20 protein-coding genes are annotated in these 22,577 nt (G+C 59.9%); 6 read left to right on the top strand and 14 right to left on the bottom strand.

Annotated elements, in window-relative coordinates; genetic code table 11:
- Positions 1-23: 23 nt before the first annotated feature.
- Positions 24-4,787 carry an NAD-glutamate dehydrogenase gene (locus WA367_RS02865; protein WP_336055283.1) on the bottom strand — a complete coding sequence of 1,588 codons (4,764 nt, stop codon included), beginning with the start codon at positions 4,785-4,787 and terminating at the stop codon, positions 24-26.
- A gap of 126 nt (positions 4,788-4,913) precedes the next feature.
- On the opposite strand from WA367_RS02865, the gene WA367_RS02860 reads away from it, so the two are divergent.
- Positions 4,914-5,480 carry a peroxidase-related enzyme gene (locus WA367_RS02860; RefSeq protein WP_336055282.1) on the top strand — a complete coding sequence of 189 codons (567 nt, stop codon included), beginning with the start codon at positions 4,914-4,916 and terminating at the stop codon, positions 5,478-5,480.
- Between the two features lie 3 nt (positions 5,481-5,483).
- Here WA367_RS02860 and WA367_RS02855 read toward each other — a convergent pair whose 3' ends face one another.
- Positions 5,484-5,942 carry a L,D-transpeptidase family protein gene (locus WA367_RS02855; protein ID WP_336055281.1) on the bottom strand — a complete coding sequence of 153 codons (459 nt, stop codon included), beginning with the start codon at positions 5,940-5,942 and terminating at the stop codon, positions 5,484-5,486.
- A gap of 225 nt (positions 5,943-6,167) precedes the next feature.
- Here WA367_RS02855 and WA367_RS02850 point away from each other — a divergent pair, with 225 nt between their 5' ends.
- Entirely contained in the window at positions 6,168-6,851 is a 684-nt protein-coding gene (locus WA367_RS02850; RefSeq protein ID WP_336055280.1) for a response regulator transcription factor, read from the top strand.
- 57 nt (positions 6,852-6,908) lie between these two features.
- Positions 6,909-7,364, top strand: a complete 456-nt coding sequence (locus tag WA367_RS02845) for a Crp/Fnr family transcriptional regulator (protein ID WP_336055279.1) — start codon at positions 6,909-6,911, stop codon at positions 7,362-7,364.
- Here the strand turns inward: WA367_RS02845 and xth are convergent.
- The 6 genes from xth to tesB form a co-directional block, all read right to left on the bottom strand.
- Entirely contained in the window at positions 7,361-8,167 is an 807-nt protein-coding gene (gene xth / locus WA367_RS02840; protein WP_336055278.1) for an exodeoxyribonuclease III, read from the bottom strand. The two genes, WA367_RS02845 and xth, sit on opposite strands and share 4 nt — an antisense overlap.
- Positions 8,168-8,296: 129 nt before the next feature.
- Complete coding sequence (locus WA367_RS02835) at positions 8,297-8,947, bottom strand: outer membrane lipoprotein carrier protein LolA (protein WP_442935518.1); 651 nt, start codon at positions 8,945-8,947, stop codon at positions 8,297-8,299.
- Positions 8,948-9,065: 118 nt separating this feature from the next.
- Positions 9,066-11,669 (bottom strand): DNA translocase FtsK, encoded by a 2,604-nt coding sequence (locus WA367_RS02830; protein WP_336055510.1) that lies wholly within the window; start codon positions 11,667-11,669, stop codon positions 9,066-9,068.
- Positions 11,670-11,914: 245 nt separating this feature from the next.
- Positions 11,915-13,252, bottom strand: coding sequence for an ammonium transporter (gene amt, locus WA367_RS02825; protein ID WP_336055277.1), 1,338 nt, complete (start codon positions 13,250-13,252; stop codon positions 11,915-11,917).
- A gap of 29 nt (positions 13,253-13,281) precedes the next feature.
- Positions 13,282-13,620 carry a P-II family nitrogen regulator gene (locus WA367_RS02820; RefSeq protein ID WP_336055276.1) on the bottom strand — a complete coding sequence of 113 codons (339 nt, stop codon included), beginning with the start codon at positions 13,618-13,620 and terminating at the stop codon, positions 13,282-13,284.
- 215 nt (positions 13,621-13,835) lie between these two features.
- Complete coding sequence (gene tesB / locus WA367_RS02815) at positions 13,836-14,702, bottom strand: acyl-CoA thioesterase II (RefSeq protein WP_336055275.1); 867 nt, start codon at positions 14,700-14,702, stop codon at positions 13,836-13,838.
- A gap of 94 nt (positions 14,703-14,796) precedes the next feature.
- Between tesB and WA367_RS02810 the strand changes: the two genes are divergently transcribed.
- The 3 genes from WA367_RS02810 (at position 14,797) to WA367_RS02800 (ending at position 17,786) form a co-directional block, all read left to right on the top strand.
- On the top strand, positions 14,797-16,038 hold the full coding sequence (locus WA367_RS02810) for a ubiquinone biosynthesis hydroxylase (protein ID WP_336055274.1): 1,242 nt from the start codon (positions 14,797-14,799) through the stop codon (positions 16,036-16,038).
- 19 nt (positions 16,039-16,057) lie between these two features.
- The gene (locus WA367_RS02805; RefSeq protein WP_336055273.1) at positions 16,058-16,495 is read left to right on the top strand and encodes an OsmC family protein; all 438 of its coding nucleotides are present in this window, start codon (positions 16,058-16,060) and stop codon (positions 16,493-16,495) included.
- Between the two features lie 169 nt (positions 16,496-16,664).
- Positions 16,665-17,786 (top strand): Glu/Leu/Phe/Val family dehydrogenase, encoded by a 1,122-nt coding sequence (locus tag WA367_RS02800; RefSeq protein WP_336055272.1) that lies wholly within the window; start codon positions 16,665-16,667, stop codon positions 17,784-17,786.
- 57 nt (positions 17,787-17,843) lie between these two features.
- Here WA367_RS02800 and WA367_RS02795 read toward each other — a convergent pair whose 3' ends face one another.
- From WA367_RS02795 to sdhC, 6 genes are all read right to left on the bottom strand, one after another.
- The gene (locus WA367_RS02795) at positions 17,844-18,311 is read right to left on the bottom strand and encodes a DUF302 domain-containing protein (RefSeq protein WP_336055271.1); all 468 of its coding nucleotides are present in this window, start codon (positions 18,309-18,311) and stop codon (positions 17,844-17,846) included.
- 48 nt (positions 18,312-18,359) lie between these two features.
- Positions 18,360-19,001, bottom strand: coding sequence for a peptide-methionine (S)-S-oxide reductase MsrA (gene msrA, locus WA367_RS02790; protein ID WP_336055270.1), 642 nt, complete (start codon positions 18,999-19,001; stop codon positions 18,360-18,362).
- 132 nt (positions 19,002-19,133) lie between these two features.
- Positions 19,134-19,913 (bottom strand): succinate dehydrogenase iron-sulfur subunit, encoded by a 780-nt coding sequence (locus tag WA367_RS02785; protein ID WP_336055269.1) that lies wholly within the window; start codon positions 19,911-19,913, stop codon positions 19,134-19,136.
- Between the two features lie 12 nt (positions 19,914-19,925).
- A complete protein-coding gene (sdhA, locus tag WA367_RS02780; protein WP_336055268.1) occupies positions 19,926-21,758 on the bottom strand; it encodes a succinate dehydrogenase flavoprotein subunit in 1,833 nt (610 codons plus the stop codon).
- An 8-nt stretch (positions 21,759-21,766) separates the two neighbouring features.
- Complete coding sequence (gene sdhD / locus WA367_RS02775; RefSeq protein ID WP_336055267.1) at positions 21,767-22,147, bottom strand: succinate dehydrogenase, hydrophobic membrane anchor protein; 381 nt, start codon at positions 22,145-22,147, stop codon at positions 21,767-21,769.
- Positions 22,148-22,149: 2 nt separating this feature from the next.
- Positions 22,150-22,557 (bottom strand): succinate dehydrogenase, cytochrome b556 subunit, encoded by a 408-nt coding sequence (sdhC, locus tag WA367_RS02770; protein ID WP_336055266.1) that lies wholly within the window; start codon positions 22,555-22,557, stop codon positions 22,150-22,152.
- Positions 22,558-22,577: the final 20 nt, after the last annotated feature.

The following is a 22,577-nucleotide window of genomic DNA, read 5'->3' as shown; positions in this document are numbered from 1 at the left end:
CACTCCACCCGTGGCACTCACCTTCAGATGCTCAGATCGGCCATGAGGCCGGACGCGACGGTGAGCTTCGAGACCGAGATGTCACCGGTATCGATGAGCGATGTGAGGCGGTCGCGCACCCGCGCCACCCGCTCTCCGCCGGACTCAACCCAAAGCACTGCAGGATCATCAGCTTCCGGATTGGCCCTGATAGCAGCCACCGCCACATCGCGGCGCGCGGCATCGATCATTTCGGTCGCACGATTAAGCGCCAGGCCATCATAATAGTCGGCAGGCGTGATTGTGCGCGCAGCGTCCTCGATACGGCTGATGCGGAACGCTTCCGAAATGCCGAAGAAGGTTCGTGCTGCACGGGTCAGGCTCGTATCGGCCTTTTCCGCCGCCAGCATGATATCCGGCACCAGCTCGATGACGCTGAGGCTCGCCAGCCGCTTGGCCAGTTCCTCTGGTGCCCCGTCAGCCACGAACTGCGCGCGAAGCTCTTCGCTTCGGTTCGAGAGGAATGCCGGCAGCAGATGGTCGAGTGCCGGCTCCAACTCCTTGCGTGCAGCCTGCAGACGCGCAATGCGCTCGCCCACATTTGCCTCCTCGGAGGCATATTTGAGCTGCCAGGCGGTGGCTGAGAGCAGAAGATGCCAGACATGCTGGTATAGCTTCAGCTGCGCCGCACCGTCGATCTTGTTGTCCAACGCATCGATTGCGGCAAACAGGGATCGCAGGTCGAAACCGTCGCGCACCACCGCGTAAGCGGCAACGATCTGCGGTGCCGACCGGCCCGTGCGGTCCTGCAGACGTGTGATGAAGCTTGGGCCGCCACGATTGATCACGTCATTGCCAAGCTCGGTGGCAATAATCTCGCGGCGCAGACGGTGGCCGCGGATTTCCTCGGCATATTTTTTCTGCATTTCCTTCGGGAAATAGCCGAAGAGATCGGCCTCGAAATGTGTTTCGTCCGGGATTTCGCTGGCCACCAGCTCATCGAACAGAACGATCTTCGCATAGGCCAGCAGAACGCCGATCTCCGCGCGCGTCAGCGGCTCGCCGCGTGCTTCGCGTTCCGAGATCTCCTGCGGCCCGGGCAGGAACTCTACCGCCCGGTCGAGCAGGCCGCGCTGCTCCAGAAGCGTCATCATCCGCGACTGGTGCGGAAGCTCTGACAGCCCGCGCTGCTCGACAAGCGAGATCGCCAAGGTCTGCTGGTAGTTGTTCTCAAGCACCAGCTTGGCGACTTCTTCCGTCATCTGCGCAAGCAGCTTGTTGCGTGCCTCCCGCGTCAGTGTCTCTGCGCGCATTGCTGCAGCCAGCGCGATTTTGATATTCACCTCGACGTCGGAAGAATTCACGCCACCGGAATTATCGATGGCATCGGAATTGGCGCGCCCGCCATGCTTGTTGAACTCGATGCGAGCCAGCTGCGTCACACCCAGATTGGCACCTTCGCCAATCACCTTGGCCTTGACCTCCGGTGCCGTGACGCGGATCGCATCATTTGCGCGGTCACCGACCTCGGCATTGGTTTCAGAGGTCGCGCGAATATAGGTGCCGATGCCGCCGAACCACATGAGGTCCACCGGCGCCTTCAGGATGGCGCGCATGATCTCCGTCGGTGACCCTTCCTCGCCTTCAAAGCCAATGGCTAAAGCGGCTTCCGGCGTCAGCTTGATCTTCTTCTGGCTGCGAGAGACGATCATGCCGCCCTTGGAAAGCTTCGACTGGTCGTAGTCCTGCCAGCTGGACCGGCCCATGTCGAACAGGCGCTGGCGCTCTTCGAAACTTGTTTTCGTGTCCGGGTCCGGATCAATGAAGATGTCGCGATGGTCGAAGGCTGCGATCAGCTTGGTGCAGGGCGACAGGAGCATGCCGTTGCCGAACACGTCGCCCGACATATCGCCGACACCGGCTGCAGTGAATGGCTCGTTCTGAATGTCGCGGTTCATCTCGCGGAAATGGCGCTTCACCGCCTCCCACGCTCCACGCGCCGTGATGCCCATCTTCTTGTGGTCGTAACCGGCAGAACCACCAGATGCGAAGGCATCGTCCAGCCAGAAGCCGTGGTCCTGGCTGATGCCATTCGCCGTGTCGGAGAATGTCGCCGTGCCCTTGTCGGCGGCAACCACGAAATAGGGATCGTTCTCGTCATGACGCACCACATTGCGCGGCGGCACGACCTTGTCGCCATCCAGATTGTCGGTGAGCGACAGGAGGCTGGAAACGAAATTAACATAGGCCGCGCGACCGGCCTCGAATACGGCCTGCCGATCCCCACCTTCCGGCAGTTGGCGCGGATAAAAACCACCCTTCGCGCCCACCGGCACGATGACACCATTCTTCACCTGCTGAGCCTTCACCAGCCCCAGCACTTCGGTGCGATAATCCTGCGCACGATCCGACCAGCGTAAGCCGCCACGGGCAACCGGCCCGAAGCGCAGATGAACGCCTTCCACTTCCGGCCCATAGACGAAGATCTCACGCCACGGACGTGGCTGCGGCAGACCTTCAACCTTGTGAGAATCGAATTTCAGCGCCAACGAGCGGTTTTCCGGCATGTCTTTCAGCGCGAACCAGTTGGTGCGCAGCGTCGACTGGATGAGGTTGAGCATGCGCCGCAGGATCGTGTCGTCATCAAGGCTCGGCACATCCTGCAGAAGATCTTCGATTTCCTTTTCAAGCTCGGCTGCCCGCTCTTCCTTCACGCCCTGCGGATCGAAGCGCGCGACAAACAGCTCGAAGAGGCGTGAGGACACCTGCGGATAACGATTGAGTGTCGCCGCAATGAAGTCCTGGCTTTGCGGAATGCTCGCCTGGTGCAGATAGCGGCTATAGGCGCGCAGCACCGCGATCTCCTCGGCGCGCAGATGCGCGGTCTGACCCAGCGCGTTGAGCGGGTCGTTGTCGTACCGCCCGCGCCACACTGAAAGGAAGAGATTTTCGAAAAGGCTGCCGTCATCTTCCAGATCGATGGAACCGGCAAAAGCATTTTCAAGCTCCATGTCGTGCAGGAAGACCGTTTGGCCATCGCGCTCGCCCATCTCGAATGTGCGTTCGGAAATGACACGGAAGCCCATATTCTCAAGAAGCGGCACACGACGGCTGAGCGCTACCGGCTTGCCATAGTGATAGATGCGAAGTGCGGCCTGGTTCTCGGCCTGATCCTCGTGACGGTGGAAATCGATCTCGATCTCGTTATCCGCCGAAAGCGCGGCAATGCGCTTGGCGTCGACCAACGCGGTCTCTGCCGAAAAGCTGTTGCGGTAATCATCGGGGAAACCGGATGCGATGGAAGCGATTTCCGGCTCTGCCGCGGTATCCTCGACCGCCGAACGCAGGCTGTCATCCCAGGTTCGCACGATCTTGCGAATACCGGCTTCCAGCGTTTCGGCATCGATGCGAGGCGTCTTGCCGCCGGATCGTCCGATGATGAAGTGAACGCGCGCCAGCGTGCCTTCCGGAAAGGCCGGATAATACGCGGAGACGCGCCCCTCGAAGACCGTCTTCAAATACTCGCCAATCTCGGCGCGCACGCGTGAATCGTAGCGGTCGCGCGGCACGAACACGATGACGGAAACGAAGCGGTCGAACTGGTCAACCCGGTAGAGCGCGCGAACCCGAGGCCGCTCGCCCAGCGCCAGAATGGCTTCGGCGTGCTTGCGCAATCGCTGAACCGGGATCTGGAACAATTCGTCACGCGGATAGGATTCCAGCACATTCATAAGCGCCTTGCCGGAATGGTCGGTGGGGGCGAAGCCGGACTTCTGAACCACCGCCTGCGCCTTGGAGCGCAGATAGGGGATCTTCATGACCGAACTTGTATAGGCCGTGGAGGTGAACAGTCCGACGATGCGAAGCTCGCCCGTCAGCTTGCCTTCCTCATCGAAGGTCTTCACGCCTACATAATCAAGATAGATGCGCCGATGCACGACAGACCGCGCATTGGCTTTCGTGACGATGATCGGCTCCGGACCATGCAGGAAGGCGCGGATCTCCGGTGTCGTCGAAACGGCCTCGGTGCCACGACGAAGCACAAGCACCTTCGGATCGGACAGGATGCCGAGCCCCTTCTTGTCCGAGCGCTCAAGCGTGCCCTCTTCCTCATTGCCCGTGTAGCGGAACTCGCGCATGCCGAGGAAAGTGAAATTGTCGTCTCTCAGCCATTCCAGAAAGGCGATGGCTTCGGAAAGCTGGGCCTGTTCGATGGGCACAGGGGCATAACGCAGGCGCGTCAGCTCCTGGTCGAGGCGCGCCAGCATCGGCTTCCAGTCGGTGACCGCAGCACGCACCTGCGCCAGAATATGGCAGAGCCGCTCCTTGAGTGCCTGGCAATCCTCTTCCGAAAGGCGCGGCAGATGCACGTGGATGAGACTGACCTTTTCTGCATCGGCCACAGCCTTGACCGAGGCATCGCCAAGCACCTCACTTACGCCGTGGGCGTCATGACGCACAAGGAGGACAGGATGCAGCACCAGGATCGGTTCACCGCCTGAATCTGCGATCTCGCCGAGCACCGAATCGAACAGGAACGGCATGTTGTCATTAACGACGGTGATCGTCGTCACCGCGCGGCCCTCGTGGCGGATATCGGAGACCGGTTCGATCTCGACGATGCTGTCGCCGGGCTTGTGCACCGCAAGGCAGGCTGCCGCCAGCCTTACCGCGTGGTCGACATCGCTACGGTCATAGGCAGCCAGGTCTTCGGACGGTGCGCGCGCCACCATCGCTTCGCGCAAGCGCTCCTCACCGATACTGGAATTTGCTTTTGTGAATTTTGCCTTGGATGCCTTAGTGCTCATTCGGGATTATCCCTCCGTAGCGCAATAGATTTTGACCGTAGCCTTATATGGATGGTTTGACGAGGCAATGTCTCTCGGCGAACCTTGATCTACAATGTGGTCTTCCCTCTGAAAGGTGAATTAATCATGACGAAGAATGTGACCGCGCTGACGATCGAGGCTGAAACACAACTTTCGCCTGAAAACCAGGCCTATTTCCAGAAATGCCGCGACAAGCTCGGCATGGTGCCCAACGTGCTGGCTGCCTATTCGTTCAACGACGCAAAACTGACGACCTTCGCACAGATGTATAACGATCTGATGCTGGCCGACTCGTCGCTGTCAAAGCTGGAAAGGGAGATGATTGCAGTCGCGGTTTCCAGCGTGAACCACTGTTATTACTGCCTCACTGCCCACGGCGCTGCCGTACGACAGCTCTCAGGCGACCCTGCACTGGGGGAGGTGCTGGTCATGAATTATCGTGCAGCCGATCTTGAACCGAAGCAGAAGGCCATGCTCGATTTCGCGGTGAAGCTTACCGAAACACCAGACCGGATCGAAGAGGCCGACCGGCAAGCGCTGCGTGATGTCGGCTTCACCGATCGCGACATCTGGGACATTGCAGCGGTCACTTCCTTCTTCAACATGTCGAACCGCATGGCGTCCGCTGTCGATATGCGACCAAACGAGGAATATCACGCGATGGCGCGGTAAGGCTCAGCGTACCACCTCGAAGCTGCGACCGGGATGCAGCAATGGCAGAAGCCGTCGCATGACCCACGGCTCCACGGCAATGCAGCCTTCGGTCGGCTTCATACCCTCACGGGCAATATGGAGAAAGATGGCGCTGCCGCGACCGCGCATTCGCGGCCGCAAATTCCAGTCGAGAACAACGACGACATTGTATAGCCGGTCGTCACGCTGCATAGTCTCGTGACTGGGCTTGAAGGGCAGACGCACAAGCCGGTTGTAGTTGGCGTCAGCAGGGGCATCACACCAGCCCATGTCGCTGCGGATGAGCCGGGACGGCAGCGCTGCCTGCCACACCGGCAGCGATGTTCTGTCGCCGCGCCAGAAGATTTCCACTACCCTCATACGCGCAAGTGGTGTGGCACCATCGCCTTCCCGTTTGAAGGCCGTGATCCCACCGCGACCGAGCGCACACGAAAATGTCATGCCATTGTAACTGAGTATCCCGCGGGAGGGCTGGCCCGGCTGCGCGTGAACCCGTATGGGTGTGGAATGCACCATGCCCCTGTCAAACCTTTGTTTCTCGCATATAATCCTTTGGTGGAAGCAAAGTTTGGCAGCACCGCTCGTCGTCAACCCGCTCCATCCGGGATAGGTTTACGATTTGGCGGGCAGGGTCAACATCAGCTTTGAGGACTGACGGGAAGCAATATGACGCCACGCACCATTCTGATCGTCGATGATGATGAAGACCTTCGCGCCACACTTGTGGAACAACTCGCACTTTACGAAGAGTTCGATCTTCTCCAGGAGCCCAATGCGACCAAGGGCATCAACACTGCCCGCAGTGGCATGGTGGACCTCATCATCATGGATGTCGGCCTGCCGGACATGGATGGACGCGAGGCGGTAAAGATCCTGCGCAAGGGCGGCTTCCGGGCACCGATCATCATGCTGACCGCGCAAGACACCGATTCCGACACGATCCTCGGTCTGGAAGCAGGCGCAAACGACTATGTGACAAAGCCTTTTCGCTTCGCCGTGCTGCTGGCCCGCATCCGCGCGCAGCTTCGCCAGCACGAGCAGAGCGAGGACGCCAAGTTCACCGTTGGCCCCTACACCTTCAAGCCCAGCCAGAAACTTCTCATCGACGAGCGCGGCGGCAAGATCCGCCTTACCGAGAAAGAATCGGCCATCATCAAGTTCCTCTACCGCGCTGATCAGAAGGTCGTGACACGCGATGTACTTCTGGAAGAGGTTTGGGGCTACAATTCCGGTGTGACGACACACACGCTGGAGACACATGTCTACCGCCTGCGGCAAAAGATCGAACGCGATCCTTCCAAAGCGGAAATTCTTGTGACAGAAAGCGGCGGATACAAGCTCGTACCTTGAAGACCGGATGCGGGGGCATCATCCGTCTTGGACAAGGCACGGGCTGGGGACGGGTGAATGGCGCTGGACGATGATATTCGCGTACTGTCCGGCGTGAGACTTTTTCAGGGTTTCACGCACGAACAGCTGCGCCTGATGGCCTTCGGTGCGGAAACTGTCACGCTCGCCGCTGGAAAAAAGCTCTATGCCGAGGGTGCCCCTGCGGATTGCGCCTTTGTAATTATCAGCGGCGCAATTGGTCTCTACCGTCTGCGCGACGGCAAGCGCGAACGCGTCTCTGTTGAGGGCAGCGGCGCGATATTGGGTGAGTTCGCGCTGATTGCCGAAAGCCAGCGGCTCATGGAAGCCGTTGCGGAACAAGATACGAAGCTGCTCCGCCTCAGCCGCTCCATGTTCCGCCGAATACTGGAAGAGTTTCCAGACACCGCAGCAATCCTGCACCGGCGCATTTCGGCCAATCTTCAGGCCATGCTGCGCCAGATCGAGGAAGTGGCCAACCGCTTGCAGCGCTAGCCGATATCGAAATCGGATATAACCGGCACATGGTCGGAAGGGCGCTCCCAGCCACGCGCTTCCTTGATCACGGTCATGTTCTTCAACACCGGAGAGAGGTCGGGTGAGGACCACACATGGTCGAGCCTGCGCCCGCGGTTGGAAGCTTCCCAGTCCTTTGAGCGATAGCTCCACCAGGTAAACAGCTTCTCTTCCGGCGGAACATGCTGGCGCATGATGTCGACCCAGCCACCTGCCTTGCGCACGGCTTCCAGCCCTTCCGTCTCCACCGGCGTATGGCTCACCACCTTCAGCATCTGCTTGTGAGACCACACATCGGCCTCCAGCGGTGCAATATTCAGATCACCGACCAATATGCTGCCCGTATCGGCAATGGTGGAGGGCAGGACGTCATGCATCTCCTTCACGAAGTCGAGCTTGTGCCTGAACTTCGGATTGACCTCCGGGTCCGGCTCGTCACCGCCTGCGGGTACATAGAAATTGTGCAAATGGATGCGGCGACCGCCAAGCTCCACCGAAGTTGCCAGATGCCGGCAATCTTCTATGCCGCAAAAGGTGCGCGTCTCCAGAACCGACATTGGACGGCGCGAAATGGTTGCGACCCCGTGATAGCCCTTCTGGCCATGGATCGCGACATGGTCATAGCCGATCTTGCGGAAGGCGGCCGTGGGGAACTGGTCGTTGGGACACTTGGTCTCCTGCAAGCAAAGCACGTCCGGCTGATGCTCCTCGAGGAAACGCAGCACAAGCGGCAAGCGCAGACGCACCGAGTTGATGTTCCAGGTGGCAATTCGAAGCGGCATCCGCACCCCAACTTGATCTAGGTCTTCTTGTCAGGCGCGAAAATGAATGCTGCAGCTCCATAAGACAAGCCCGCCGCGGCAGAAGACCGGGGCGGGCTCAGCTTTCCACAACCGCTGCTGACTGGATTGTCAGTTGCGCCTGCGGTTCATCTGGTTAACCTTGCGATAATCGATTGCGAATGTGCTGGGATCGAATGACACGCCATTCTGCACGTTGAAGATCATCACCGTCGTATCCTTGCCCTGTGCGTCGGTGATGGTCCACTGGCGCAGCTCGTAGGACTTGCTGTCGAACATCATGGTGATGGTCGAGTCGCCGAATACCGACTTGTCGGCAAGCTTGATCGTCGTCAGCTCGTCATCCTGCTTCACGCTTTGCACCTTGCTTCCGGACAAATCGATCTGCCGGTCGAGCAGAAGCTTCAGAGGCGTTTTGCCGAGCGGATAGACATCGGCTGTCTGCAGCTTGCGGTTCTGCACGACGAGAGAAGTGCCGTCCGAGATCACCTGGACATTCGAAGGCGCTTCATAGTCGAAGCGTACCTTTCCGGGGCGCTCGATATAGAACTTGCCACCCGTCTGCTCGCCGCTCGGACCAAACTGCACGAATTCACCCGTCATGGTTCGCACGCTCGAGAAATGATTGGCGATTGCCTGCGCGGAAGACGCATTGCCCTGCGCGTGCCCTGCGACGGGCGCAGCCACGGCCCCCAACATCACCAGCCCCATTGCAGCTGCAAAAGCGCGGATCGTGCGGCTGAGCTTCGATGTCTTGTTCATGATCGCTCCGGATGCTGAATCTGATAGTTGCGAATACAAACGCAACTGGGCTGAAATTTGGCTTCAGGAAGGAAACGGCTGCATCATCAGCCGGTTCCCCTTTTCAGCGCCCCTCGCCTCAGACTTCGTCCTGCTCGGTCGGGACCAGGATCTCGCGTTTGCCGGCATGGTTTGCTGGACCAACGATGCCCTCCTGCTCCATGCGCTCGATGATGGAAGCAGCGCGATTGTAGCCGATGCCGAGGCGGCGCTGGATATAGCTGGTCGATGCCTTGCCGTCGCGCAGCACGACTGCAACCGCCTGATCATAGGGATCGTCGGAATTGGCGAGGTTTCCGGTGGAGCCACCGCCACCTGCACTGTCACCATCGTCGCTGCCATCGTCTTCGGTGACGGCTTCAAGATAGGCCGGTGCGCCCTGACGTTTCAGATGGGCCACAACTTCCTCAACCTCACCATCAGACACGAAGGAGCCGTGAACACGCTGGGTGCGTCCGCCGCCGGCCATGTAGAGCATGTCGCCCATGCCGAGAAGCTGTTCTGCACCCTGTTCGCCAAGGATGGTGCGGCTGTCGATCTTCGACGTCACCTGGAAGGAGATTCGCGTCGGGAAGTTGGCCTTGATGGTACCGGTGATGACGTCGACGGACGGGCGCTGGGTCGCCATGATTACATGTATGCCCGCGGCACGTGCCATCTGCGCCAGACGCTGCACCGCGCCTTCGATGTCCTTGCCCGCGACCATCATCAGGTCGGCCATCTCGTCGATGATGACGACGATGAACGGCATCGGCTCCAGATCCAGCTCTTCCGTCTCGTAGATGGCTTCGCCCGTTTCACGATCAAAGCCGGTCTGGACGGTGCGCTGGATGGTCTCGCCCTTCTTCTTGGCGGCCGTAACGCGCTGATTGAAGCCTTCGATATTGCGAACGCCGACCTTGGACATCTTGCGGTAGCGGTCTTCCATCTCCCGCACGGTCCATTTCAGCGCGACCACCGCTTTCTTCGGATCGGTCACAACCGGCGTCAGAAGATGCGGGATGCCGTCATAGACCGAAAGCTCCAGCATCTTCGGGTCGATCATGATCAGGCGGCACTGCTCCGGCGTCATGCGGTAGAGCAGCGACAGGATCATCGTGTTGATCGCGACCGACTTACCCGAACCCGTGGTACCAGCCACCAGCAGGTGAGGCATCTTGGCAAGGTCCGCGATCACGCCTTCGCCATTGATGGTCTTGCCGAGCGATAGCGCCAGCTTGGCCTTTGCGGATTCGAAATCGCGGCTGGAGAGAAGCTCGCGCAGATAAACGGTCTCGCGCGTTGAATTGGGCAGTTCGATACCGATGGCGTTGCGACCGGGTACGACGGCAACACGAGCCGCAATCGCGCTCATCGAGCGGGCAATATCGTCTGCAAGTCCGATCACGCGCGAAGATTTGATGCCCGGCGCCGGCTCAAGCTCGTAAAGCGTGACAACGGGACCGGGGCGGACATGAATGATCTCGCCCTTGACGCCGAAATCCTCCAGAACGCCTTCCAAAAGCCGTGCATTCTGCTCCAGCGCTTCCTTGGAAAGCGTGGGATCCTTCGCGGTTGCCTTCGGCTCGGCCAGAAGATGAAGCGCGGGTAGTTCGAAACCGTCATCACCCAGAAGCGAAGGCTGTGCCTCACGGCGCACCCGAGTGCCGGGCTGCGGCCGCGGCGAGGGATTTTCCACCCGCGAGGCCTGGGCAGGCTGGGCCACAGTGGTACGCGCCTGCGGCTGTGCTGCTTGCGCGACACGCTGGACCGGCTCTTCCCACGGATAATCGTCATCCTCGTCAGGACCTGCTGCCGGGCCGGCTTCATGCACGGATGCGGAACGCTGGCTCTGCCCGCCGAAAACGTCGTCATCAAAATCCGGTTCGATCTTCACGCCATCATCTATCGCCGGGCCTTCACCGCTCGGCGCGATAACAGGGACATCGTATTCTTCCGGCAGATCTGGACCGCGAACAGCGAGGCGACGGCGCACGAACGCGCAGGCCGTCAGCCACCAATGCGTCATCCAGCCAAGAACGATGGAGCCATTGCTGTCGTCTTCGACGAAGTCGGCGTCATAGATGATTTCTTCGGTCGGCTCGTCCATTGACACATCCGCGCGCGGGCTGCGCCCAAGAATGCTGGAGGCAAACAGGACAAGCCAGGCTGCCGGCCCTACCAGCAGCGCGCCGATGATGAAGCCGAGAATGCCGGAAGGGTATTGGCCGATAAACACTTTCGGAATGGCAAGAACCATGTCGCCAAACACCCCGCCAAGGCCGGTCGGCAGCGGCCAGGAATCCGGCGGCGCAACGCAGCCTGCAACACCGGCGGCAAGAATGGAGCCAAGCAGCCACGCGCCAAGCCGGCGACCGGGACGCTCGATACCCTGCGCCGTGGCAAGCAGGGCGCCGAAAAAGACCGTAGGCACCAGCCCTGCAACCGCGGCAACGCCATAAAACTGCATGGCGAGGTCGGCGAAAACCGCACCCGGATAACCCATGGCATTGGTGACGGGATTGTCAGTTGCGTAGCTGAAACTTGGATCGGCCACATTCCATGTGGCAAGGCTGGCCAGTGCAAATGCAGCAAATGCAAGGATCAGGAGACCCGACAGACGCGAGGCCTGTCGCAGCACAAAGGCGTGAAAGCCATGGCTGCCTTCGTCATAGACATAGGTCGCGGAAGAACCGGAACTCATACGCATTAGCCCGTCCAAGCATCACTGATGCGGCAAATGCCGCCACTGGGGATTCGCTCCGCAGACTAGGGCTGGAAGGTTAAGGGCCCATTAACCATGCATGGCACCGCCCCTACCTGCACGAACGAAAAGAGGCCCGGATTGCTCCGGGCCAAAGGTGCAGCGGTCAAAGCGGGAGGATGTGCTTTAATGCTGCGACGGGAAATTGTTGGATGGCGGGGCTCAAGTCCCCGCCTCTCCGATCTCTAGCGGACTCGCGAGGCGATGAACTCCGGATAGGCTTCAACGCCGACTTCCGCGACATCAAGACCCGAAAGCTCTTCTTCCGGCGATACGCGCAAGCCCATGGTCGCTTTCAGAATTGCGAAGACGATGAACGAGACCGCAAAGGCTGCGATACCGTAGGCAACGATGCCGACGAGCTGCACGCCGAAGCTTGCACCCTCATTGGTCAGCGGCACGGCAAGCGTACCCCAGATACCGGCAATCAGGTGAACAGGGATCGCACCGACAACGTCATCGATCTTCAGCTTGTCGAGCAGCGGAACGGTGAACACGACGATGATACCGCCAATTGCGCCGATGATGATCGCCATGAGCGGGCTCGGCGTCAGCGGCTCGGCCGTGATCGAGACGAGACCGGCCAGAGCACCGTTCAGCACGAAGGTGATGTCGACCCGCTTGTAGACAAGCTGAGTCAGGAGCAGAGCGGCAACCACACCGCCGGCAGCGGCAAGATTGGTGTTGGCAAAAATGCGGCTGACGTCAGACACGTCGGAATTGGTGCCCATGGCGAGCTGCGAAGCACCATTGAAGCCGAACCAGCCAAGCCACAGGATGAAGGTACCAAGCGTGGCGAGCGCCATGTTGGAACCGGGGATTGGCTGAATCTGGCCGTTGGAAGCATATTTGCCCTGACGAGCCCCAAGAAGGAGTGCACCTGCAAGAGCTGCCCAGCCACCGACGGAGTGAACAAGCGTGGAGCCAGCGAAGTCCTGGAAACCCATCGCATCGAGCCAGCCAGCGCCCCACTTCCACGAACCGAGGATCGGGTAGATGAAGCCGGTCAGAACGACCACGAAGATCAGGAAGGGCCAAAGCTTGATGCGCTCGGCAAGCGTGCCGGAAACGATCGAGGCTGCGGTAGCAACAAAGACCATCTGGAAGAACCAGTCGGAAGCGACCGAGTAGTCACCTTCATTGGCTACACCCGCATCAGGCCAGCTATAGGCGCCGAAGCTGCCGATCCAGCCCGTCACATCGACATACATGAGCGAGTAGCCCACGACCCAATACATCAGACCGGCGATGGAATAGAGCGCGACATTCTTCAAAAGCTGCATGGAAACGTTTTTCGAACGCACCATACCGGCTTCCAGCATGGCAAAGCCTGCGGCCATCCACATGACGAGAAAGCCGCCGATGAGGAATAGAAGCGTGTTGAAGATGAAAGCCGTATCGGCACCGGCAGCAGGAGCAGCCTCTGCGTCCTGGGCGATTGCCGGAACGGCAGAAAGTGCCGCAATCGCCAGCGCTCCGGTAAGCCGACCGCCATTGGCAGTCAGAAACGAACGAATTGTCATTGATAATCTCCCTGTAATATCCGGACGGCTCAAAGAGCGGCGCTGTCGGTTTCGCCGGTGCGAATGCGCACGGCCTTGTCCACATTGAGAACGAAGATCTTGCCGTCGCCGATCTGGCCGGTCTTGGCGGCCGTGGCGATGGCTTCGACGGCGCGGTCTGCAATATCGCTATCGACAGCAACCTCGACCTTCACCTTGGGCAGGAAGCTCACTGCGTATTCGGCCCCACGATAGATTTCCGTATGCCCCTTCTGGCGGCCATACCCCTTCACTTCCGTGACGGTCAGGCCCTGAATGCCAAGCTCGGTCAGCGCTTCACGCACTGCCTCCAGCTTGAACGGCTTTATGATTGCCATGACGAGTTTCATCAGGATCCACCTCTGCTGGTGCGGTTCCCCGCGTTCAGATGTCGCCAGCCCACCCCTTGCGCCGGCTATGCCAAAGTGGATTCAAGTACCGTGCCAGTTTGAATGCGATCCGCGCAACCTGCTGTTAAACAAGCATAAAAAAACCTGCCACTGGTGTTGCGGCAGGTTTGTACGTAATGGAGATGATTAATTTATAGGCGGATAAATTTCTATGCCTATTTTTTGCGCAGTCGCACCAACCCCTCCTGGGCAGTCGAGGCAATCAGTGTTCCATCGCGCGCATAAAGCGCTCCGCGGGAGAAACCGCGCGCGCCTTGAGAGGAGGGACTGTCGGAGGTGTAGAGCAGCCAGTCATCGAGTTTCGTCGGGCGATGAAACCACATTGCATGGTCGAGGCTCGCCATCTGAAGCTCCGGATCGAAGACCGAGCGACCATGCGGGAATGTTGAAGTGTCGAGCAGCGTCATGTCGGAGAGATAGGCAAGTATCGCCGCCTGCAGCGCGCGGTCGTCCGGCACGGGACCCGTGGCGCGCAGCCAGACATTCTGTATCGGCGGCAACGGGTCTCGCGTCGTGTAATGCTCCACATTCAACGGTCGGATTTCCAGCGGACGCTCCTGCTTCCAGTACCGGCGAATGTTCTCCGGCACCTTGTCGCCGAATGCTTCGATGAATTCGCGCTGGGATTTCAGCGTTTCCGGCCCCGGAACATCGAGCGGCATTGGCAGTTGGTGCTCAAGCCCCTCTTCTTCCACCTGGAAGGAGGCAGAAAGCGAAAAGATTGCGTGCCCATGCTGGATCGCCACCACCCGCCGCGTCGTGAAGCTGCCGCCGTCACGAATGCGGTCGACTTCATAGATGATCGGCACGGCAGGATCGCCCGGCCGCATGAAGTAGCAGTGAAGCGAATGGACGTGCCGCCCTTCCGACACGGTTCGCTGGGCGGCAACAAGTGCCTGACCTATGACCTGACCGCCGAACACGCGCTGCCAGCCCACCTGGGGACTGCGGCCACGAAACAGGTTGTGTTCAAGCGGCTCGAGATCAAGTATGTCGAGAAGCTCGTTCATTGCAGACGACATAGATATCCCTCCGGCAGCAATTCGGCATTTCCGGCGAGAAAGCGAACGCCAGAGTGGAAGTCAAGGCAGACGACCAGAATGAGAGGATATGGCCATGGCTGAGACAACCGCAAATTCAGGTGAGCAGATCGATATCCTGATTGCTGGCGCCGGCTATGTCGGCCTTGCTACTGCCGTTTCCATCGCTCAGGCGCGCCCAAGCCTCAAGATCATGATCGTTGATGCCGCACCAGCCGGTGTCTGGCAGAAAGACGGTCGCGCTTCTGCAATTGCCGCAGCCGCAACCCGCATGCTCTCCCGGCTTGGCTGCTGGGATGAACTGGCTGGCGAGGCACAGCCGATCAACGAAATGGTCGTCACCGACTCGCGCACCTCAGATCCCGTGCGCCCCGTCTTCCTGACCTTTGGCGGGGAGACCACTCCGGGCGAACCTTTCGCCCATATGGTCATGAACCGCGAACTGAACGGTGCACTGCGCGCCCGCGCCGAGGAACTGGGCATCGACATCGTCCAGGGCGTAAGCGTTGACGGCTTCGACCGTGGCACCGCCCGCACCATCGTGCGGCTGAGCGATGGCCTTGCCGTTTCCGCCCGGCTTCTCATCGCCTGCGATGGCGTGAAGTCGCGCCTGCGCGACATGGCTGGCATAAAGACGCTTCACTGGGACTATGGCCAATCGGGCATCGTCTGCACGGTCAAGCACGAACGCCCGCATAATGGGCGTGCCGAAGAGCACTTTCTGCCCGCTGGCCCCTTCGCAACCCTTCCCCTGCCCGGCAACCGCTCCTCCATCGTCTGGACCGAGCGTACCGAAGATGCCGAACGGCTGGTGAGCGAGGACGAATTCATCTTCGAGCAGGAGCTTGAAATGCGCTTCGGCCTCAAGCTGGGCGAGATTCGGGTCGACGGCCCACGCCGGGCATGGCCGCTCGGCCTGACGCTTGCGCGCGATTTCGTGCGCCCGCGATTTGCTCTCGCAGGTGATGCCGCGCACGGCATCCACCCGATTGCCGGCCAGGGCCTCAATCTCGGCTTCAAGGATGCCGCCGCACTGGCCGAGACCGTGGTGGAGGCGGACCGTTTGGGCGAGGATATTGGCGCGCTGGACGTGTTGCAACGCTATGAGCGCTGGCGCCGCTTCGATACGGTGCAGATGGGCATCACCACCGATGTCCTCAATCGCCTGTTCTCGAACGATATCGGCCCGATAAGGGCGATCCGCGATCTTGGTTTGGGCATGGTCGATCGCATGCCAGCACTGAAAGACTTCTTCATTCGCCAGGCATCAACCACGCAAGGGTCTGCGCCCAGGCTTCTGCAGGGCGAGCCTATCTGAACTTCTCTTGGGGGAACGCATGAAAAGACACGCAAACGCCATCTGGAAGGGCTCGCTGACACAGGGTGCCGGACGGCTGGACACGCAAAGCCAGGCGATCGGCGATCTGCCAATCACCTTCAAGGCTCGTTTCGAGGATGAGCAGGGCATCGCGGGCACCAATCCGGAAGAATTGATGGCTGGCGCCCATGCCAGCTGTTTTTCCATGCAGCTTGCCCACATGCTCGCCGAAAGCGGTACACCTGCCGAAACTCTCTACGCCAAGGCAGAAATCGACCTGCAACCCGCACAGGGCGGCGGCTTCGAAATTTGCGGCAGCGCATTGACGGTCATCGGCAAGGTGCCCGGTCTGGAAGAGGAAAAGTTCGTGGAGATCGCCGAGAAGGCCAAGGATACCTGTCCGGTTTCCAAGGCTCTTGGCGCGATCAAGATCACGCTGTCTGCCCGCTTCGCTTGATATTCGGGACAGTTTTGGCATCAAAGGGGCTGCGAAACGCAATGGTCGGTCGCGCCCCGACACCTCTTCGCAACCAAAGAACCGCGCGACAAGCGTAAAATCCTCTCATGGGAGATGGCAGAGAGGCCAGCAGTTGCCTCGCTGCCAAGGAGATCATGGGAGTGAGACAATGCTGCATGCACATGCGCAGCCGAACCTGAAGCTGTCTGCAAAGAACAGCACGCTGCAAATCACCGACGTCACCGAAGAAGCCGCCAAACTGGAAGCCTATGATGGTCACGAGCGCGTATGGTGTGGGCGCGACGACGAACGCGGCCTGACCGCGCTTGTCGGCATTCACAACACCGTGCTTGGCCCGGCTCTGGGCGGCACCCGTGTCTGGGCGCATGAAAGCTTCGAAGCCGGACTGACCGACGTTCTGCGCCTTTCCCGCGGGATGACTTACAAGGCCGCCATTGCCGGAGTACCTTTCGGAGGTGGCAAGGCCGTCATCATTGCCGACCCCAAGAAGGACAAGACGCCGGCGCTGCTGGAAGCCTATGCGGAAATGCTGGCTGCTCTCGAAGGACAGTATTTCACCGGTGAAGATGTAGGGCTTACGCTGGCCGACGCCGACTTCCTGCGCGAGCGCACCACGAATGTGACAGGCACGACCAAGGGCGGCAGTGGCAATCCCTCCCCGGTCACCGCACAAGGCGTATTCCTGGGTCTGAAAGCCGCCTTTGCGCACCGGCGCGGCCACGACAAGCTGGATGGCGTGAAAGTGGCCGTACAGGGTCTGGGCTCGGTCGGTTGGTCCCTCTGCGAAAAACTTCACGCAGAAGGCGCCAAACTGAACGTCGCAGATATCGACAAAGACGCTGCCGAACGAGCCCGTGTTCAGTTTGGGGCCGATATAGCGCCTACGACCGAAATCCTTTTCGTCGAAGCCGACATTCTCGCTCCATGTGCCCTCGGCGGCCTGTTTGCGGGCGACACAATCCCCAAGCTCAACGCCGAAATTATTGCCGGCGCCGCCAACAACCAGCTTGCGCGCCACGAAGATGCACGTCTGTTGATGGAGCGCGGCATTCTCTACGCGCCGGACTATGTCATCAACGCGGGCGGTTTGATGAATGTCGCCGCAGAGCTCGCCCCCGGCGGCTATGATCGGGAGGCAACCATGCAGATGGTGAAGGAAATTCCCGCGACCCTCAGTGCGATCTTCAAGAAGGCCGACGCTGAAAATCGCCCCACCAATGATGTGGCCTCGGATATCGCGATGGCACGCATCAAGGCCCGCAAGGCGTAGAGTAAAAAAATGCGCTCCCGGCCAATCCAGGAGCGCATTATTCGCGTCAGCCGCCGCCTATTCTTCTTTAGCGATGGCCTTCGAGGTCAGGCCGTTCAATGCCTTCGCCATATTGCCGAAAGCCTCGTCCGCACCCTGGATGCCGTAGCGCTGTGCAAGCGCCTCGGCGGAAAGATAGCCGATGCGAACCTTGTCATGCTCTTCCCAGACCAGAACACGCAGCGGCAGATCGAGTGCCGCACGCGGATTGACCTGCATGATCGGCGTGCCAACCTTCGGGTTGCCGAAAAACAAGACTGTTGCCGGAGACATGTCCAGGCCCACGCTCTTGGCATTTTCCTGGTGGTCAAGCCGCGCGACGAGCTTCGCCGGGCTTTCCTCGATCGCTGCCTCCAACCTGTCAGCTGTTTCGGAAACGCTGTGCGGGCTGTCCTTGATGATCCAGCCTTCGGTCGCATGGGAGACGGTTACGCCTGCAAGGACGGTCGCGACGGTGCCGATAAGTGTTCGTGCCAACATGTTCATGAAAAATGCTCCTGTTCGAATGCCGGCAAGCCTGCACCAACAATGAGCCTAATTCTTGATGCCGCGAAGCGCGTTTTCGCCCCATAGCTGCTCAAGCCGCGCATCACGGCCACAGCCTTCGCGGTAACCCTTATACGCGTCCGCCTTGGTCACGAGGCCGAAGCGGGTAAGGATCCGCTCATTGCTGCGGTAATATTCCTGGTGATAGTCCTCAGCCGGCCAGAAGGTGCTGGCACCAATGACTGGCGTTGCAACAGCCTGTCCCAGCTCTTTCTCAGCTGCCTGCTTGGCCTTTTGCGCCGCAGCTTCCTGTTCGGGCGAGAGCGTGTAGATGGCGGTCGAATAGCTCACACCACGATCGCAGAATTGGCCGCCCGCATCGGTTGGATCAACGGAGTGGAAGAAGATGTCGAGCAGCTCGGAATAGCTGACCTGCGTGTCATCATAGGTGATCTTGACCGCCTCGCGATGCCCGCCGCTTGAATAGGTGCGATAGGTCGGGCTTTCCGTGCGACCGCCCGTATAACCCGAGACCGTGCCGGTCACGCCTGGAACCTTGTCGAAATCCGCTTCCACGCACCAGAAGCAGCCACCGGCGAATATCGCCGTCTGTTCCGCTGCAAGTGCGGCACCGGTACCGGAAACAGCCAGGCCGGCTGCAATGACAAGACGTGTGAGTAGTCTGCGCATGAAAATCTCCTAGAGGCCCCCCTGACACCTACCGTGAAGGAGCCTGAAAGCAATTCAAGCCGCTACACGTGTGCGTGAGCGGCTTGAAATCAGGCTTGCAGGGGGGGGGCTTCTCCCCCGGACCAATTACCGTCAGACGCGGCGCTCGACCATCATCTGCTTGATCTCGGCGATTGCCTTGGCAGGGTTCAGACCCTTGGGGCAGGTCTGCGTGCAGTTCATGATAGTGTGGCAGCGATAGAGCCGGAACGGATCCTCGAGATTGTCGAGGCGCTCGCCCGTCTTCTCGTCGCGGCTGTCGATCAGCCAGCGATAAGCCTGCAGAAGCACCGCCGGTCCCAGATAACGCTCGCCATTCCACCAGTAGCTCGGGCAGGAAGTCTGACAGCAGAAGCACAGAATACACTCGTAGAGACCATCCAGCTTGGAGCGGTCCTCGTGACTCTGTTTCCATTCCTTTGCAGGCTCCGGCGAAACCGTCTGAAGCCAGGGCTCGATGGAGGAAAGCTGGGCGTAGGGAACCGAGAGGTCCGGCACCAGATCCTTCACCACCGGCATATGCGGCAGCGGATAGATCTTCACGTCACTGGAAATCTCGTCCATGCCCTTGGTGCAGGCCAGCGTGTTCGTGCCATCGATATTCATGGCGCAGGAACCGCAAATGCCCTCGCGACAGGAGCGGCGGAAGGTCAGGGTCGGATCGATATGGTCCTTGATCCAGAGCAGACCGTCGAGAACCATCGGCCCGCAATCGTCCATATCGACATAATAGGTGTCGATGCGCGGATTCTCGCCGTCATCAGGCGACCATCGATAAACCTTGTATTCGCGCAGATTGGTCGCGCCCTCAGGCTTTGGCCAGACCTTGCCCTGACGAACCTTGGAGTTCTTGGGAAGTGTAAGTTCAACCATGATATCCCCGCCTTAGTAGACGCGCGCCTTGGGCGCGATCTTGGCCAATTCGATGCCACCGTCTTCTTCTTTCAGAAGCGGATCGGTGTGCACCGGGCGATAATCGAGGGTGACCTTGCCACTCTCGTCGATCCAGGAAAGCGTGTGCTTGCGCCAGTTGGCGTCATCACGCTCGGTGAAGTCCTCGCGTGCATGTGCGCCACGGCTCTCCTTGCGCGCCTCAGCCGAGTAGACCGTAACAACCGCATTGGCCATCAGGTTTTCCAGCTCCAGCGTCTCCATGAGATCGGAATTCCAGATGAGCGAACGGTCGGAGACCTTCACATCCGGCAGTTCCTTCCAAACCTCGGAGATACGCTTGCAGCCCTGCTCCAGCGATTCCTGCGTGCGGAAGACGGCTGCGTCTTCCTGCATGGTGCGCTGCATGTGCTCGCGGATCTCTGCCGTTGGCGTGGAGCCCGAAGCGTGACGCAAGCGATCGAAGCGGTCCATGATCTTCTCGCACGCCGCCTCGTTGATCGGCGGGACCTTCGAATCCCGGTCGACAACCTGACCGGCGCGAATGGCAGCCGCGCGACCAAAGACCACGAGATCGATCAGCGAGTTGGAGCCGAGACGGTTGGCACCATGCACCGACGCACAGGCTGCCTCGCCGACAGCCATCAGACCCGGCGCCACCGCGTCCGGATTGTCGCTGGTCGGGTTCAGCACCTCGCCCCAATAGTTGGTCGGGATGCCACCCATATTGTAGTGAACCGTCGGCAGAACCGGGATCGGCTCGCGCGTTACATCCACACCGGCAAAGATGCGCGCCGATTCGGCGATGCCAGGCAGGCGCTCGTGAATGACCGCCGGGTCCAGATGGTCGAGATGCAGGAAAATGTGGTCCTTGTTCTTGCCCACACCGCGGCCTTCGCGGATTTCCATGGTCATGCAGCGCGAGACAACGTCGCGCGAGGCAAGATCCTTGGCGGACGGCGCATAGCGCTCCATGAACCGCTCGCCCTCGGAATTGACGAGGTAACCGCCCTCGCCGCGCACGCCTTCCGTGATAAGGCAGCCGGCACCATAAATGCCGGTCGGGTGGAACTGCACGAATTCCATGTCCTGCAGCGGCAGTCCGGCACGTGCAACCATGCCATTGCCGTCGCCCGTACAGGTATGGGCCGAGGTGCAGGAGAAATAGGCGCGGCCATAGCCGCCGGTCGCAAGCACCACCATCTTGGCCGCAAAGCGGTGAATGGTGCCGTCTTCCAGGTTCCAGGCCACCACGCCCGTGCAGACACCGTCGGTCATGATGAGGTCGAGCGCGAAATATTCGACGAAGAACTGCGCGTTGTTCTTCACCGACTGGCCGTAAAGCGTGTGAAGGATCGCGTGGCCGGTACGGTCGGCTGCCGCACAGGTGCGCTGCACCGGCGGGCCGTCACCGAAATTCTGCATGTGGCCGCCGAAGGGGCGCTGATAGATGCGACCGTCTTCGGTGCGCGAAAATGGCACGCCATAATGCTCAAGTTCGTAGACGGCAGCCGGCGCTTCGCGCGCCAGATATTCCATGGCATCGACATCGCCAAGCCAGTCCGACCCCTTCACGGTATCGTAAAGGTGCCACTGCCAGTGGTCGGGGCCCATATTCTGCAGAGAGGCCGCGATGCCGCCCTGGGCAGCAACCGTGTGCGAGCGGGTCGGGAAAACCTTGGTGATGCAGGCTGTCTTCAGCCCCTGCTCCGCCATGCCCAGCGTCGCACGCAGACCCGCACCGCCGGCACCGACAACCACCACGTCGAATTTGTGATCGACATAGGTATAGGCGCTGCCAGCCTTCTTTTCATTTGCCGTAGCCATATCCGCCGTCAGCCTCCGAAGGCAATCGTTACAAGGGCGTAGAGCGCGCTCACGCCAACAATGATGGGAAAGAAGATGTTGAGCAGGATCAACGGCACCTTGGCCGGACCGTGCACATAGTCCTCGATGATGACCTGCATGCCGATCTTCATGTGATACAGGATCGAAAGCAGCATCAGCGCGATCAGGATGGCAATAACGGGATTGCCAAGCGCACCGCGGACGGTCTCATAGGACGCGCCGTTATAGAAGACGACAAACCCGACGAAGAAGATCACCAGGAACAGGTTGGACACCGCCGTCAGGCGCTGACGCCAGAAATGGTCGGTCCCTTCCTTGGCAGAGCCGAGGCCGCGAACGCGGTTCAAGGGTGTGCGAAAGTCGCTCATGATCAGGCTCCCCCACCGAATGCGTAGCCAGCGACCCAGATCAGCACGGTCAGCGTGACCGAGCCGATGATGGTTGCATAGGCGAATTTGGTTGCCGTCTGCTTCTCAAGACCGTGGCCGGTATCCCAGATCAGGTGACGGATGCCGCCCAGCATGTGATGAAGAAGCGCCCAGGTGTAGCCGAACAGGATGAGCCGCCCGAACCAGGATCCGTAAATGCCATTCACCTGGTCGAATGCTTCAGGTCCGGACGCCGCGGCGACCAGCCAGATGACCAGAAGGATCGTGCCGAAATAAAGTGCTGCACCCGTAATGCGGTGCAGTATCGACATGACCATTGTTGGAATGAATCGGTAGACGGACAAATGCGGCGAGAGGGGCCTCGCGCGGGTGGCTGTTGGCTTGCTCATGGCTTCCCCGTTATCTGGCG

The organism is Nitratireductor sp. CH_MIT9313-5, from assembly GCF_037029545.1.
Classification (GTDB): Bacteria; Pseudomonadota; Alphaproteobacteria; order Rhizobiales; family Rhizobiaceae; genus Chelativorans.
Note: the sequence above shows the minus strand (reverse complement) of the source record. Positions and strands in the feature narration are given on the sequence as shown.